Below are 14,410 nucleotides of genomic sequence, written 5' to 3'. Positions count from 1 at the left end.
ACGTTGGTAAACCTGAAGGAGTTGGACCCCGAAAGCAGCCAAGAAGCGGCATTCGGGGCGCGTTTGCGCAGTGCGCGCGAGGACCACCGCTGGACTCAGGACCAACTCGCGGCACGGATGGGGTACACCGGCAGGCACATTCCGGGGTAGAAACTGCCAATAAACCGCCAACCCGCCGTTTTTCAGTGAGTGCCGACACCGCACTTGGCACCGGAGATACGTTCGAACGCATGTGGCGCGAGATCCGGACCGGTGTGCTGCTGGAAGGCTTCCCGCAGTACGTCGACCTTGAGGGCCGCGCGACAGAAATCAGGGTGTACGAGATCGGGATCATCCCCGGCCTGTTGCAGACACCCGAGTACGCACGGGCGGTGGACGGCAGTGCCGTCCACCGGGGTGCGATCACTCAACAACAGGCGGACGAACGAGCCGACTTCCTCGCAGGGCGACAAGCCGCGCTGGTACGGCCGCAGCCCCCCATGGTGATCGTGGTGATAGACGAAAGCTGTATCCGCCGCCCCGTCGGTGGGGCCGATGTGATGAACGCGCAGCTTGACCGCTTGGTGGAGTTCGCAGCGCTCCCCAACACCGCGCTGCATGTCGCCCCCTATGCGATAGGGGAACGCAGGGCATTTGACCGGCCGGTCAACCTGCTGACGCTGCCCGATTGCTCCGTGGTCTCGTATGTCGAGTCTCAGACCCAGGGACATCTGGAGCGCGAAACAGCATCGGTCCGGCCCCTGTTGAAGGCCTACCATCAACTGTTGGCCGTATCAGCCTCTCAAGCGGAATCCGTGGCTATGATCCGCGAGTTACGAAAGGGCACCCCGTGACGACCACCGAACCCACCCACTGGGTCAAATCTTCCTACAGCAGCAACGGCGGGACTTGCGTGGAGTGGGCCCCCTCGAACGTGCCCGCCACTCAGCTCGTCCCGATCCGGGACAGCAAGAACCCGAGTGGCCCGTCCCTGATGGTCAGCACCTCCGCCTGGGCCGGGCTGATCGCACTCGCCCGGACCGCCGACGTCTAGGAGACCCCATGGCAACGGAATCTCCCTCCCTCCGCTGGGTCAAGTCGAGCTACAGCAACAACGGCGGCACCTGCGTCGAATGGGCTCCCGACCACGTGCCCGCCACCCAGGTCGTCCCAATCCGGGACAGCAAGAACCCGACCGGCCCGACCCTGACGGTTTCCCCCTCAGCCTTCGCCGGCCTGGTCGCCCTCGCCCGGTCCAGCAAGGTCTAGGCACCCGTACAACACCATCTCCGAGCCCCGCCGTTCCCGTCTTCCGGAACGGCGGGGCTCGGTCGTGTGGTCGTCAGTGTCGGGGATAGCTCGTTGGAGTGACCTGCCTCTTGCTCAGCAGCCTGTCCAGCCGCCTGCCCGTAGAACGTGGTGGCATGGGACTCGGTGACCGGCATCAGAAGAAGGACGTTGAAGCGGCTCTCAAGAGGGCGGAAGCGGCGGGCCTCAAGGTGACGCACGACAAGAATCGCCACCGATGGGGCTGGGTGATCTGCTGTCCGTGCAGTAAGAACATCACGGTGTACTGCACGCCCAGCAGCCAGGGAGAAGAGGCGAACAAGATTGACCAATTCACAGGGAAGCACCGGAACTGTGCGTAGCTGGTACTTCAACCTCGTGCTGGACGCCCCGCTCACCGACGGGCAGAAGGACTTCCTGGATGGCCTCGACCGCTTCGCGGAGGGCGGCATCGGGCTGGAAGAGGGGCCGGGGTACTCGGGGTTCCTCTGCGTCGTCCGGGCCAAAACCCTCACCGCCGCCATCGCGGATACCCTGGGCCGTTTCGAGGACTTCCCCGGTGTGCTGGTGCGGAGTGTGGTGCTGGACCACTTCGACCTTGCCGCGAACGGCATGGCGACCGCCGCCGTGGTGCCCACGCCGTCCCCCTCGTCGGCATCGTGATGTCCTCGCGACCAATGCGGTGAAGCATGCCCGCCCTGCGACAAGGTCGGCCACAGCTTCCCGCTGCGACGCCGGAATGGTCTCCCTCAGGCTCCACCTGATCGGATCGAGTGTGCTCATTGCTCGTCAGGGACGGGGATCCCCGCCCTCCGGTGGGGTGCTCACGGTACCCACTCGGTGGCCGGTCGGCTCGGAGGGACGGCCGGAGCGTCGCCTTCGCCCGGCTCCTGACGGAAGGACCCCGCCCATGACCAGCACCGACGAAACCGAGCGTGCGCGGCAGCTCAGGAGCGAGCTGGCCGCTGCCGTGGTGCGCGGCGAACGGGCTGACGGCTGGCGGGCGGCGGTGGAGACGGTCCCCCGGCACCGGTTCGCCCCGGGGTTCTGTCTGCCGGCCGAGAAGCCCTCGCCGCAGGGGTTCACGCGGTGGGAGCCGGTCACCGCCAAGCTTGATCCCGAACGGTGGCTCGCCGCCGTCTACACCAACCAGAGCCTTGTCACCCAGCTCGACGGCGACGAGCCCGACTGGGACCGCCCCGAGCCGCACGGCGGCGGCTCTCCCACGTCCTCGTCCACCCTGCCGTCGCTGGTCCTACGGATGTGGGAGGACGCGGATCTGGCCGAGGGCCAGGACATCCTGGAGATCGGAACGGGCAGCGGATACTCCACCGCGCTGGCCTGCGAACGGTACGGCTCCGACGCGATCACCTCCCTCGAAGTCGACGATCACCGGCTCGAACAGGCGGCCACCGCTCTCTACGGCCTCGGGTACACCCCCGATCTCGCCGTCGCGGACGGCCTGTACGGCTACTGGCCGTCGGCCCCGTTCGACCGGATCGTCGCCGCCTGCTCCGTCCTTACCGTCCCCCGGTCGTGGATCGCCCAGACCCGGCCTGGAGGGAAGATCCTCACCACCCTCGGCGGCTGGCAGTTCGGCTTCGGTCGCACCCTGCTCACCGTCCACGAGGACGGCACCGCCAGCGGCCCGCTTCTCCCAGGAACCGTGTCCTTCATGCTCGCCCGCCCCCACCAGGCCCCCGGCTTCGGGAACCCCGCCCACTGGAACTCGCTCCTGACCGACGTGCCTCCCACCACCGCCCGTCACACCGTCGACTGGCTCACCGCCGCCACTGAGAAAGCTTTCTTCACCCGCTTCCTGGTCCAGTCGGCCCTGCCGAACAGCCAGATCACCACAGTCGACGGCACGACCTTTCTGATCGATGTCACCACCGGCTCCGTCGCCGCCCTCGCTCCCGAGGGCGATCTGCTGCGCGTCCGGCAGGCCGGGCCCCTCCGCCTCTGGGACCGCGTCGAAGAAATCCTCGGCGCGCACACGGCAGCGGGTCACCCCGGCCCGGAAACCTTCCGCCTCACCGTCGACGCGGCGGGACAGCACCTCCAGCACCCCGAGATGCCCGTCATCTCGCTGGAGTGAACATCGACGTTCTCCAGGTCAGCGCGGCTCGGCCGCGCCGCGCCACCCCGTTGTCAGTGGCTCACGGCAGAGTGTTCGTATGGCACTTCACTGGAAACTGACGATCGACGCCGCCGACCCCGCCGCGCAGGCGGACTTCTGGGGCGAGGCGCTCGGCTACACGGTCGAGGACCACAGCGCACTGATCGAACGACTGAGGGAGAACGGGCAGCTGCCCGAGGACTCCACGATCCGGCATCACGATCGCGATGCCTGGCGGGATTTCGCCGCCGTCCGCCATCCGGACGACCCGTTCGAGGAAGGGACGGGCGTGGGGCTCGGCCGTCGGCTGCTCTTTCAGCGGGTGGCGGAGGGCAAGACGGTCAAGAACCGGCTGCACATCGATGTTCATACGGAAGCGGGCCGGCGGGAGGCGGAGGTCGCGCGGCTGGAGGGGCTGGGGGCGACGGTGCTGTATGAGCAGAGGCAGCCGATGGGCAGTTGGACGACGATGGCGGACCCGGAGGGCAACGAGTACTGCGTGGAGTGAGCCGGGCGGGTCCCGGGGGCCCGGGGGGCAGGGCGGCACAGGGAGGAATCAGAGGTTCCCTAGGCATTTCACAGCACAAAGTGTTCGTTAAGTGAACACAACTGACCGGTTTCCGCCCTTGACGGTAGGACGAACTGTCGCTGAACTCTTCGAACGCACAAGCACAGCACACCCGTGCATCAGCTGTTCGACAGAGCGCGCCGCCAAGCGCTCGGATGCTCAGAGCCATCGCTCCAGCGCCCTGGAATGTGCGTTCCGGGGCGTCTCGCACGTTCCGTCCTGTCCCCACACGGAATACCGGAGCCGTCGTATGAAGCTCTCCGCACCAAGGCGCACCGCAGCGGCCGCCGTCATCGCCCTGGCAGGGCTGCTGGGTACGGCCGCACCGGCGGCCACCGCGTCCACGGCCGCGCCCGCCCCGGCTGCCGCCGCCGCCGTGCAGGCGCTGGCCGCGCCGGACATACCGCTCGCCAACGTCAAGGCGCATCTGACGCAGTTCCAGTCGATAGCCACCGCCAACGGCGGCAACCGGGCCCATGGCCGTCCCGGCTACAAGGCGTCCATCGACTTCGTGAAGGCCAAGCTGGACGCCGCCGGGTTCGTGACGACCGTGCAGCAGTTCACCTCCGGCGGTCAGATCGGCTACAACCTGATCGCCGACTGGCCGGGCGGCGACGCCAACCAGGTGCTGTTCGCGGGGGCGCATCTCGACTCCGTCACCTCGGGCGCGGGCATCAACGACAACGCGACCGGGTCGGCGGCGGTGCTGGAGACGGCGTTGGCGGTCTCGCGGGCGCAGCTCCAGCCCACAAAGCATCTGCGGTTCGGGTGGTGGGGGGCGGAGGAGCTGGGGCTGATCGGGTCGCGGCACTACGTCGCGAATCTCCCGGCCGCCGAGCGCGCGAAGATCTCGGGGTATCTCAACTTCGACATGATCGGTTCGCCGAACCCGGGCTACTTCGTCTATGACGACAACCCGACCCTGGAGGGCGTCTTCAAGAGCTACTTCTCGAGCCTGGGGGTCGCCACGGAGATCGAGACCGAGGGCGACGGCCGCTCCGACCACGCGTCCTTCAAGAATGTGGGGATAGCGGTCGGCGGGCTCTTCACCGGAGCCAGCAGGACCAAGACGGCGGCGCAGGCGCAGAAGTGGGGCGGCACGGCCGGCCAGGCCTTCGACCGCTGCTACCACTCCTCGTGCGACAACACGTCGAACGTGAACGACACGGCGCTGGACCGCAACAGCGACGCGATCGCGCACGCCATCTGGACGCTGGGCACCGGTGGCACCACGCCGCCCGGCGACACCTACGAGAACACCGCCGATGTCGCCATCCCGGACAACGGCGCGGCCGTGACCTCGACGGTGACCGTCTCGGGCCGTACCGGAAACGCCCCGGCGGCCCTCTCCGTCGGCGTGGACATCAAGCACACCTGGCGCGGCGACGTGGTGGTGGACCTGGTGGCTCCGGACGGGACCGCGTACCGGCTGAAGAACTCCAGCGCCAACGACTCGGCCGACAACGTCATCGAGACGTACACGGTGGACGCGTCCAGCGAGCCCGCCAACGGTGACTGGAAGCTGCGCGTCCAGGATGTGGCCTCACAGGACAGCGGCCGGATCGACAGCTGGAAGCTCGTGTTCTGAGCCTGAAAGGCAGAAAGACAGAGAGACCGCAGGACCGCCACCCCCCACCCGGCCGCATGCGCGTGCGCTCCCCGCACGCGCATGCGGTCGTTCTCCTGCTCCTGGAGCTGCCGGCCGGCCGCGGCGGGCGATCCGGACACCTGTGTCGGCTTTCCGGCCATGTCCGGTGTTTCCGGCAGCAGGCCCGATACCCGCTCCATGACGATTGCCCTGGTTCCCGCCGTACCTGCCGGGCTCGTTTGCCGTCGGGACGGGCGGGGGCCGTACGGGACCGCTCCGGTGGTCGTCGGGGGCCGTCGTGCCCCGCCGCCGGGTCGCGGGACCGTGGGGAGAGGGGACCAACCATGCAGCCGACCATACGGCCGAGACCCCCGCACACCCGGTGGCGTCGCCGGATCTCGGCAGGTGCCGCGGTCATGCTCGCCGCGACGGGCCTGGTCGCTCTGACCGGACCGTCCGCACAGGCGGTGCAGCCCGGCCGCACCACCGCCTATGTCAGCGATTTCAACGGCAAGGCCGTCTCTGTGATCGACACCGCCACCGGAGCCGTGACCGCCTCGGTCCCGGTCGGCGGCTTCGCCCAGGACGTGGCGATCAACACCGCGGGTACCACCGTGTACGCCGCGACCGCGCTCGCCAACACCGTCGCGGTCGTCGACACCGCCACCAACACCGTCACCGCCACCGTCCCGCTCGCGGGCATCCCCACGGCACTCACCCTGAACCCCGCGGGCACCGCCCTGTACGTCGCCGACACCACCGCGCACACCGTGGAGGTCATCGACACCGCCACCAACACCCTCACCGCGACCATCCCCGTCACGGGCAGCCTCCAGGGCATCACTCTCAACCCGGCCGGGACCACCGCTTATGTCGCTGCCACCGGGCCGAACCGGCTGGTCGTCATCGACACCGCGACCGCGGCGGTGACCACGAGCATCCCCATGTCTGCCGCCGCCTTCGGCTCCGTCGTCAACCCGGCGGGCACCGCCGTCTACGTCGCCACCGCCGGCGCGGGCATCACCAAGGTCAACACCGCCACCAACACCGTCACCGCGACCATCTCCACCGCCGTCAACACCACCAGCGTGGACATCACCCCCGACGGCAGCACCGTCTACGGCGGCAGCCCCCTCAGCAGCGGCGTCCATGTCGTCGACACCGCCACCGACACCCTCACCACGACCGTCGGCGGCTTCAGCATCCCTCAGGACGTCGAGGTCAACTCCGCCGGAACCACCGTCTACGTCCCCGACCCGGTCAGCGGGACCTCCAACGTCCCCGGGTACCTCTACGCCATCGACACCGCCACCAACACCGTCACCACCGTGGCGAGCGGGCTGAGCAGCCCCAGGGAAGTAGCCCTCCACACGATTCCCGCGCCCGAGATCACCGGCCTCTCCCCGACCAGCGGGACCACCGCCGGCGGAACCCCCGTGACCATCACCGGAACGGATCTGAACGGCGCGACCGCCATCACCTTCGGCGGGACCCCCGCCACCGGTGTGACCTGCTCGGCCACCTCCTGCACCGCCACCGCGCCCGCGCACGCGGCGGGCACGGTCGATGTCCGGGTCACCACCCCCGGCGGCACCAGCTCCATCACACCGGCCGGTGAGTTCACCTACATCGCCCCGACCGCCGACATCGACGTCGACCTCTCCGCACAGCCCCACCTGGGCATCCTGGTGCCCTATCTCAGCTACACGCTCACCGCCCGCGACACCGGACCCGACGCGGTCGACTCGGCCACCGTCACCGCGTCCCTGCCGCCCGGTGCGACCGCGACGAACCTCTCCCCCGGCTGCACCGTCTCGTCCTCCACCGTCACCTGCGTCTACGGGGCGATCGCCAACGGCACGGCCGTGGACAAGAAGTTCCGCGTCCCGCTCCATCTGCTCTCGCTCGGCAAGGTCACGGTCACCGGAAACCGGACCGCGTCCGCCCCGGCCGACCCGAACCCGGCCAACGACAGCGCGTCGGTCACCTGCACCGTCGTCTCCGTCATCCTGACCACCTGCCCCTGAGCCACCGCGCCCTGCGGCCGGCCGGCCGGAAACACCGGTCGGCCGGCCGCAGGGCCCCGCTCACGCGGTGATGTCCTTCGTCGTGAACCGCGCCCAGGCCGCTGCCCCGAACACCCCTGCGTACACCGCCTGGAGTCCGAGGTTCCGGTGGATCTCCTCCCAGTGGAACGGCTCTCGCAGCAAATCGGAGAAGGACATCCAGTAGCGCGGGAAGAGATAGGGGTGGATCGCGTCCAGCTGGGGCACCGACCCCAGGATCTGCACCGTGATCAGGAGTCCGACCGTGGTCGCCATGGCGGTGACACCGCTGTCGGTGAGCGTGGAGACGAACAGGCCGAGCGCCGCGAGCCCCGCGAGGGAGGCCGCCACGACCACGGCGACGAGCGCGGCGCGCAGCACCCCCGACCCGAAGGAGATGGTGGTGCCGGAGATGGTGGTGACCTCGCCGAGCGGGAAGAGCACCGCCCCGACGGCGAGGGCGGAGAGGGCCACCACCAGGGTGGCGATCAGACAGAAGACGAGGACGGTGGCGTACTTGACGAGCAGCAGCCGGGTGCGGCCGGCCGGGGCGACCAGCAGATAGCGCAGGGTGCCGGCGCCCGCCTCGCCCGCGATCGCGTCGCCCGCGACGACTCCGACCGTCATGGGGAGGAAGACGGGCAGGGTCACCGCGAGGGAGGCGAAGACCAGGAAGAGCCCATTGTTGGTGATCTGGGCGATGAAGGCGGGCCCACCGCCGCCGGATCCGACCGTTCCACCGTCGCCGGTCTCGATCCGCACGGCCGCGCCGATCAGCACGGGTACGGCGGCCAGCACCGCCAGCAGGGCGAGCGTCCGCCGCCTGCGCAGGGTGACGCCCAGCTCGGAGCGGAGCAGCCCGAGGGACCACACCGGCCGGATCCCCGGTTCCACCGACTTCACCGACTTCACCGACTCAGCCCGCGACATCGAAGCCCTCCCCCGTCAGCGCGACGAACGCGTCCTCCAGCGACGCCTTCTCGACGCCGAATCCCCTCACCCGTACGCCGCCCCGCACCAGGGCCGCGTTGAGATCGGCCGGCTCGGTGTCCGCCCCCGGCGGCTCGGCGGTCACCCGGCCGTCGTCCCCGACGCTCACCCCGGCCACGCCCAGCTCGGTGAGGATCCGGGCCGCGTCCCCGGGGTCGGGGGTGACGACGGTCAGCCGGCCCCGGGTCCCGGCGGCCAGCTCGGCCACCGGGCCCTGGACGAGCAGCCGGCCCCGCGCCATCACCGCCGTGTGGGTGCAGACCTGCTCGATCTCGTCGAGGAGGTGGGAGGAGAGGAAGACGGTGGTGCCGTCCGCCGCCAGCTCGCGCACCAGGGCGCGGATCTCCCGCATGCCCTGGGGGTCGAGGCCGTTGGTGGGCTCGTCCAGTACGAGGAGTCCGCGCGGCTGGAGCAGCGCGGCGGCGAGCCCGAGGCGCTGCTTCATCCCCAGGGAGTACGTCTTGGCCCCCCGGTCCGCCGCCGGGGTCAGCCCCACCCGGTCGAGGGCGGCGGCGACCCTGGCCCGGCGGGTGCGGGGGTCGGCGGTCGGGTCGGCCCGGTCGTACCGGGTGAGGTTGTCCCGGCCGCTGAGATACCCGTACAGCGCGGGCCCCTCGATCAGCGCCCCGACCCGGGGCAGGACCGAGCGCTCGGAGCCCGGGATCGTGCCGCCGAGAACCCGGGCGGTCCCGGCGGTGGGCTCGATGAGGCCCATGAGCATGCGGATGGTGGTGGTCTTCCCGGAGCCGTTGGGGCCGAGGAAGCCGAAGACCGAGCCCTCCGGCACGGTGAGATCGAGCCGGTCGACGGCGAGCCGGCCGCCTCGGTAGCGCTTGGTGAGACCGTGGGTCTCGATCACCGCTGTCATGTCCGCTCCACTCTCCCTCTCTCCCGGCCCGGCCATCCGCGTACTCCGCGCACTCCGCGTACACAGCGACGCCACGAGACCGGAAGAGACCGGCCTCGTGGCGTCGTGGCGTTTCGTGGCTCAGCTGTCCGCGTTGGCGGCCTTCACCAGCGCGTCGGGGGTGACCGCGCCGACGTAGACCGTGCCGTCGTCCGTCATCAGGGCGTTGATCAGGCGGGTCTTGAAGACCGTGCCCTTGCCGAAGTCCCCGCTGACCTGGTCGCCGAGCGAGTCCAGGAAGTTCTGGGCCTCGGCCGGCACCTCGCCGTCGGCGGGCTGCTCCGCCTTGTCGCCGCCCGTGCCGCCGAACTTGGCGATGGAGGTCCAGTCCTTGCCGATGACGTCCATGCCGCCGCTCGGGAGGCCGCCGGGCAGACCGCCGCCGAGCCCTTCGAGGGCCTTGTCCAGCTCCTCCTGGTGGGCGGAGCCGCCCTTTCCGGACTTGCCCTCGGCCTCCCGCGGCTCGTCGGCCTCGGTGACCTTCGCGCCCTTCGGCGGGGTGAAGTCGAAGGTGGAGGCGGCGGGCCGGGAGAAGTCGACCTTGGTGAAGCCGATGTCGACCACGGCCTTGCCGCCCGCGCTCGAATTGATCGAGAACTTCAGCGGCGTACCCGTCTTCGCGTCCACCGCGATCTTGATCGAGGAGATCGTCGAACCGCTCTGCCGGGGCTTGACCGCCAGCTGATAGGCGTCCCGCCCGGCGATCTGCGCGGTGCCGTCGACGGTCACCGAGGTGGAGGGGCCGACCGCCTTCAGGACCTGGTCGGCGAAGTCCTTGGGCGTGCCGGGCAGCTCCTCGGCGGCCTTCTCGCCGGAGGCCCCGCCGCGCGCGCCCGGGGTCCCGCCGTCCTTCGCGTGGTAGACCTCGTTGGAGGCGCTGTCGTACGCCCAGACCTCGCCCGCGTTGTGGATCAGGCTGTACTCGGAGCTGTCCTCCAGGATCGAGACCTTCTGCCGGTCGGGGCCGTCGACCGCGACGCGCAGCGTGTGCGAGCCGGTGGCCAGCTGCGCCAGCCTCTCCTCGGGGGCCGCGCCGGAGCCAGAGCCAGAGCCCGCGCCCTCGGGCAGGAAGTCCTCGGCGAGCCCGGCTATCGACGGCAGACCGAGATCCGTACTGATCTTGACCATGCCGGAGAGCCGCTCGGTGTCCGAGGCCGCGATCTTCTCGATCAGCTCCTGGGCGCTGATCCTCGGCAGGTCGGGGTCCCCCGACGCGGCCAGCGCCGGGACGAGCCCGATGGTCGCCGCCGCCACGCCGGCCACGGCGACCGGGACGAAGTAGCGCGTCGCTCTGCGTCGGACCGGCACGGTGTCCTGGTCCTGATCGATGTTCTGAGCGCTGTCGTTCGGTGCCATGGTGTGGCCTACCTCCGTGGGTCCGAAACCGTTTCCTCGGTTCTGGTGCTCTCCATCTGACCAAATCGGCCGAGCGGGGGCGTCACCCCCCGGGAGCAACTTGCCCTACTGCTATGGGATGAGGGAACCACCGCGGCGCCTCCCCCTTCCCGTAGGGGAGACGCCGAAACGGAGCGGTTGGTCGCACGGACCGGGAATCGGATACCGGGGCCAGGCGGTCGGGGATCAGCCCGCGCGGTGCACCACCGCGTCGCACAGCTCCTCCAGAGCCGACTTCGCGTAGCAGTCGGGGAGCGGGGTGAGCGCCGCCCGCGCCTCCTGGGCGTACCGCACGGTGTCCCGCCGGGCCTGCTCCAGCGAGGGGTGCTCGCGCAGCCGGCGCAGCACCTCCGCGAGCCGGGCGTCGTCCGAGAGGTCCCCGTCGAGCAGGGCGACCAGCTCCAGGTCCTCCGGCAGGCCGAGTGCCTCGGCGCGCGCCCGCAGCAGGAGGACCGGCAGGGTCGGAATGCCCTCCCGCAGGTCGGTGCCGGGGGTCTTGCCGGACTCGTGCGAGTCGCTGGCGATGTCGAGTACGTCGTCGGCGAGCTGGAAGGCGACGCCGAGCCGCTCCCCGTACTGGGTCAGGATGTCCACGACGCGCTCGTCCGCGCCGGACATCATCGCCCCGAAGCGGCCCGAGACGGCGATCAGGGAGCCCGTCTTGCCGCCGATGACATCGAGGTAGTGCTCCACCGGCTCGCGTCCGTCGCGCGGCCCGGCGGTCTCCAGGATCTGGCCGGTGACCAGCCGCTCGAACGCCTCGGCCTGGATGCGCACGGCCTCGGGTCCGAGGTCGGCCAGTATGTGGGAGGCCCGGGCGAAGAGGAAGTCGCCGGTCAGCACGGCCACCGAGTTGCCCCAGCGGGTGTTGGCGCTGTCCACACCGCGCCGCACCTCGGCCTCGTCCATCACATCGTCGTGGTAGAGGGTCGCGAGGTGGGTCAGCTCCACCACGACGGCCGACGGCACCACTCCGGGTGCGTGCGGGTCGCCGAACTGGGCCGCCAGCATCACCAGCAGGGGCCGGAACCGCTTGCCCCCGGCCCGTACGAGGTGCTGTGCGGCCTCCGTGATGAAGGGCACCTCGCTCTTGGTGGCATCGAGCAGGCCCGCCTCCACGGCGGACAGTCCGTTCTGGACATCGGCCTCAAGAGCCTGGTCCCGCACGCTCAGCCCGAACGGCCCGACGACGGTCACGAGGTGGTCTCCTGTCTGCTGATAATCACACGGATTGTCGATGTGTCGGTGGATTCACTCAAGTCAGCGTATCCGGTCGCGTTTCGATCACCATGAGCGCCTTCCCGCCACCGCCGGTATGTTCGTGATCAGCACATACGACCCGAAGTAGCCCTTTTCACCGCGATCAGTGTCCAGTCGGGAAAACCGCCCGGACGACCGCTCCGGCGACGGGGGCGCACCCCCTGCATCGAGGCTCAGCCATGCGCCACAGCCCGCAGAACCGCACAGAAGCATATGAATCCCCCGACATCCGACGGGACGACATCCGCATTCCCGTGCGTCACGGGACCCTCCTGTACGCACGCGTCTGGCGGCCGGTCGCCCCCGATCCCGTCCCCGCGCTGCTGGAGTATTCGCCGGAAAGGCTGACGGACTCAACCGCCCCACGCGACGAACAGCGCCACCCCTGGTACGCGGGCCACGGTTACGCCTCCGTACGAGTGGACGCGCGCGACCACGGCAACAGCGGCGGCGGCCCCCGGAGGGCCACGGACCCGGGCGGCCGGGGCGACCCGCGTGACCCGGACGCGGAACCGGACCCGGACGCCGCCGACGCCGCCGAGGTGATCGACTGGCTGGCCACCCGGCCCTGGTGCACCGGCCGGACCGGGATGTTCGGCATCGGCGCGGGCGCGGACCACGCCCTGCGGACGGCGGCGCTCGCCCCCGAGCCACTGGCGGCGGTGGTACTCGTGGGAGCCGAGGCCGACCCGTACCGCGACGGCGGCCGGTACCCCGGCGGCTCGCCGTCGGCGGAGGGCCTGCACGCCCGCTCGGCCGCGCTGCTCAGCGCCGACTGCCTCCCGCCGGACCCCGCCTTCGCCGGGCCCGGCTGGCGCGAGCTGTGGCTCGCGCGGCTCGCGGCCGTCGAACCCGCCGCGCACACCTGGCTCGCCCATCAGATCCGCGACGACTTCTGGGACCGGCGGGCGGTCCCCCTCACCGCCGTACGGGCGGCGGTGCTGGCCGTCGCCGGGGCGCACGGCCCGCACCGCGAGACGGTGCTGCGGCTTCTCGAAACCCTGCCGCCGGACCGGGTGCGCGGGGTGCTCGGCCCCTGGGCGGCCGGCCGGTACCCGGACCACGGGCGGCCGGGGCCCGCCGTCGGCTTCCTCCACGAGACGCTGCGCTGGTGGGACGAGCACCTCAAGGGCGTCGACAGCGGGGCGGCGGCCGGGCCCGCGCTGCGCGTCCTGGACGCCGGGGCGGGCGACCGCTGGGACGGCAGAGACGGCTGGGACGGCACCCCCTTGCCGTACGCGCTCCGGGGCGCGCCCCGGCCCGTCGACTCGCCCCAGTGCACCGGGGCGGAGGCGGGCGACCCGGCCGACGGCGGGGAGGGGATCCCGGGGGACCAGCGGGCCGACGACGCGTACTCGGCGTGCTTCGACTTCCCGGTGACCGGGGAGCCGGTCACGGTCCTGGGCCGGCCCCGGGTCACGCTGCGGCTGCGGATGGACGTCCCGCACGGGCAGGCCGTCGCCCGGCTCTGCGACGTCGCGCCCGACGGCTCGTCCGTACGGATCGCCCTCGGTGTGCTCAACCTCGCCGCCCGGCACGGCACCGAGCGCGCCCACGCCTGGCCGGCCGGGACGGCGGAGGAGGTGACCCTCGCGCTGAGCCCCGTCGCGCACACCTTCGCGCCCGGACACCGGATCCGGCTCGCCGTCTCCTCCGCGTACTGGCCCCGGGTCTGGCCGCAGTCGGGCACGGCGGACCCGGCGGACCCGGCAAGCCAGGCCGGCTTCGTCCTGGAACCCGAGGGCTCGCTGCTCGAACTCCCGGCCGCCGAGGGACCGGGCGAGGAGGTCCGCTTCGCGGAGCCGGAGCACTCGGAGCCGCTCGGGGTCAGCTCGCCCGCGACCCTGGACCCGCCGCCGCCCGCCCGGCTGCTGGTCCGGGACCTCGCGGCGGGCGAGTGGCGGCTGGAGACGCGCCCCGGCCCCACCGGCGTGCGACGGTATCCGGACGGCCTCGAACTGACCGGGGAGACCGAGGAGATCCGAACGATCCGGGAGCGCGACCCGCACTCGGCCCGCGCGCGGACGGCGCGGACCGTCCGGCTGCACCGGCCCGAACTGTCCTGGGACGTGACCGTCGAGACCCGCTCCGAGACCGCCTGCGACGCGGCCGACTTCCTCCTCCGGGACGAGGCGGTCTGCCGGGACGGGCGGGAGATCGTCTTCCATCGGACCTGGGAGCGGCGGATCCCGAGGCTGGCCGGATGATCGTGCTCTGCCGGACGGGTGCCTCGTCCACGTAACGTGTCCCCACAACGTGGAAAGCGAGGCAG

General features: G+C 70.9%; 13 protein-coding genes and 1 pseudogene. 10 read left to right on the top strand and 4 right to left on the bottom strand.

What is annotated here, in order from left to right; all coding sequences use genetic code 11:
• Positions 1 to 3: 3 nt before the first annotated feature.
• The 9 genes and pseudogenes from ABD371_RS29165 to ABD371_RS29125 all read left to right on the top strand — a co-directional run bounded on the left by ABD371_RS29165 (position 4) and on the right by ABD371_RS29125 (position 7,568).
• A pseudogene (locus ABD371_RS29165) lies at positions 4 to 833 on the top strand (helix-turn-helix domain-containing protein).
• Complete coding sequence (locus ABD371_RS29160; RefSeq protein WP_344483382.1) at positions 830 to 1,033, top strand: DUF397 domain-containing protein; 204 nt, start codon at positions 830 to 832, stop codon at positions 1,031 to 1,033. The pseudogene ABD371_RS29165 and the gene ABD371_RS29160 overlap by 4 nt, the downstream one beginning before the upstream one ends.
• An 8-nt stretch (positions 1,034 to 1,041) precedes the next feature.
• Complete coding sequence (locus tag ABD371_RS29155; protein WP_344483379.1) at positions 1,042 to 1,248, top strand: DUF397 domain-containing protein; 207 nt, start codon at positions 1,042 to 1,044, stop codon at positions 1,246 to 1,248.
• A 155-nt stretch (positions 1,249 to 1,403) separates the two neighbouring features.
• Positions 1,404 to 1,628, top strand: a complete 225-nt coding sequence (locus tag ABD371_RS29150) for a hypothetical protein (RefSeq protein WP_344483434.1) — start codon at positions 1,404 to 1,406, stop codon at positions 1,626 to 1,628.
• Positions 1,621 to 1,929, top strand: coding sequence for a hypothetical protein (locus ABD371_RS29145; protein WP_344483376.1), 309 nt, complete (start codon positions 1,621 to 1,623; stop codon positions 1,927 to 1,929). The genes ABD371_RS29150 and ABD371_RS29145 overlap by 8 nt, the downstream gene beginning before the upstream one ends.
• A 247-nt stretch (positions 1,930 to 2,176) precedes the next feature.
• Entirely contained in the window at positions 2,177 to 3,364 is a 1,188-nt protein-coding gene (gene tgmC, locus ABD371_RS29140; protein WP_344483373.1) for an ATP-grasp peptide maturase system methyltransferase, read from the top strand.
• 79 nt (positions 3,365 to 3,443) lie between these two features.
• Complete coding sequence (locus ABD371_RS29135; protein WP_344483370.1) at positions 3,444 to 3,893, top strand: VOC family protein; 450 nt, start codon at positions 3,444 to 3,446, stop codon at positions 3,891 to 3,893.
• A 310-nt stretch (positions 3,894 to 4,203) separates the two neighbouring features.
• Positions 4,204 to 5,541, top strand: a complete 1,338-nt coding sequence (locus ABD371_RS29130) for a M28 family metallopeptidase (RefSeq protein WP_344483367.1) — start codon at positions 4,204 to 4,206, stop codon at positions 5,539 to 5,541.
• 416 nt (positions 5,542 to 5,957) lie between these two features.
• Positions 5,958 to 7,568, top strand: coding sequence for an IPT/TIG domain-containing protein (locus tag ABD371_RS29125; RefSeq protein ID WP_344483364.1), 1,611 nt, complete (start codon positions 5,958 to 5,960; stop codon positions 7,566 to 7,568).
• Positions 7,569 to 7,628: 60 nt separating this feature from the next.
• Here the strand turns inward: ABD371_RS29125 and ABD371_RS29120 are convergent, their stop codons facing one another.
• From ABD371_RS29120 to ABD371_RS29105, 4 genes are all read right to left on the bottom strand, one after another.
• A complete protein-coding gene (locus tag ABD371_RS29120; protein WP_344483361.1) occupies positions 7,629 to 8,516 on the bottom strand; it encodes an ABC transporter permease in 888 nt (295 codons plus the stop codon).
• Entirely contained in the window at positions 8,503 to 9,444 is a 942-nt protein-coding gene (locus tag ABD371_RS29115; protein WP_344483358.1) for an ABC transporter ATP-binding protein, read from the bottom strand. Before ABD371_RS29115 ends, ABD371_RS29120 begins: the two co-directional genes overlap by 14 nt.
• A 120-nt stretch (positions 9,445 to 9,564) precedes the next feature.
• Positions 9,565 to 10,839, bottom strand: coding sequence for a LolA family protein (locus ABD371_RS29110; RefSeq protein WP_344483355.1), 1,275 nt, complete (start codon positions 10,837 to 10,839; stop codon positions 9,565 to 9,567).
• Positions 10,840 to 11,064: 225 nt separating this feature from the next.
• Positions 11,065 to 12,075, bottom strand: coding sequence for a polyprenyl synthetase family protein (locus ABD371_RS29105; protein ID WP_344483352.1), 1,011 nt, complete (start codon positions 12,073 to 12,075; stop codon positions 11,065 to 11,067).
• Positions 12,076 to 12,317: 242 nt separating this feature from the next.
• Here ABD371_RS29105 and ABD371_RS29100 point away from each other — a divergent pair, with 242 nt between their 5' ends.
• On the top strand, positions 12,318 to 14,345 hold the full coding sequence (locus ABD371_RS29100; RefSeq protein ID WP_344483349.1) for a CocE/NonD family hydrolase: 2,028 nt from the start codon (positions 12,318 to 12,320) through the stop codon (positions 14,343 to 14,345).
• Positions 14,346 to 14,410: the final 65 nt, after the last annotated feature.

Origin of the sequence: Streptomyces amakusaensis (assembly GCF_039532665.1) — a bacterium.
Taxonomy (GTDB): Bacteria; Actinomycetota; Actinomycetes; order Streptomycetales; family Streptomycetaceae; genus Streptomyces; species Streptomyces amakusaensis.
The sequence above is the reverse complement of the archived record's forward strand: the minus strand, read 5'-3'. Positions and strand labels throughout refer to the sequence as shown.

Bases quoted from the DNA above. Each gene is read 5' to 3' on its own strand.
- ABD371_RS29130 (WP_344483367.1), top strand. From the start codon at position 4,204: ATGAAGCTCTCCGCACCAAGGCGCACCGCAGCGGCCGCCGTCATCGCC.
- tgmC (WP_344483373.1), top strand. From the start codon at position 2,177: ATGACCAGCACCGACGAAACCGAGCGTGCGCGGCAGCTCAGGAGCGAG.
- ABD371_RS29155 (WP_344483379.1), top strand. From the start codon at position 1,042: ATGGCAACGGAATCTCCCTCCCTCCGCTGGGTCAAGTCGAGCTACAGC.
- ABD371_RS29110 (WP_344483355.1), bottom strand. From the start codon at position 10,839: ATGGCACCGAACGACAGCGCTCAGAACATCGATCAGGACCAGGACACC.
- ABD371_RS29100 (WP_344483349.1), top strand. From the start codon at position 12,318: ATGCGCCACAGCCCGCAGAACCGCACAGAAGCATATGAATCCCCCGAC.
- ABD371_RS29150 (WP_344483434.1), top strand. From the start codon at position 1,404: ATGGGACTCGGTGACCGGCATCAGAAGAAGGACGTTGAAGCGGCTCTC.
- ABD371_RS29125 (WP_344483364.1), top strand. From the start codon at position 5,958: ATGCTCGCCGCGACGGGCCTGGTCGCTCTGACCGGACCGTCCGCACAG.
- ABD371_RS29120 (WP_344483361.1), bottom strand. From the start codon at position 8,516: ATGTCGCGGGCTGAGTCGGTGAAGTCGGTGAAGTCGGTGGAACCGGGG.
- ABD371_RS29115 (WP_344483358.1), bottom strand. From the start codon at position 9,444: ATGACAGCGGTGATCGAGACCCACGGTCTCACCAAGCGCTACCGAGGC.
- ABD371_RS29135 (WP_344483370.1), top strand. From the start codon at position 3,444: ATGGCACTTCACTGGAAACTGACGATCGACGCCGCCGACCCCGCCGCG.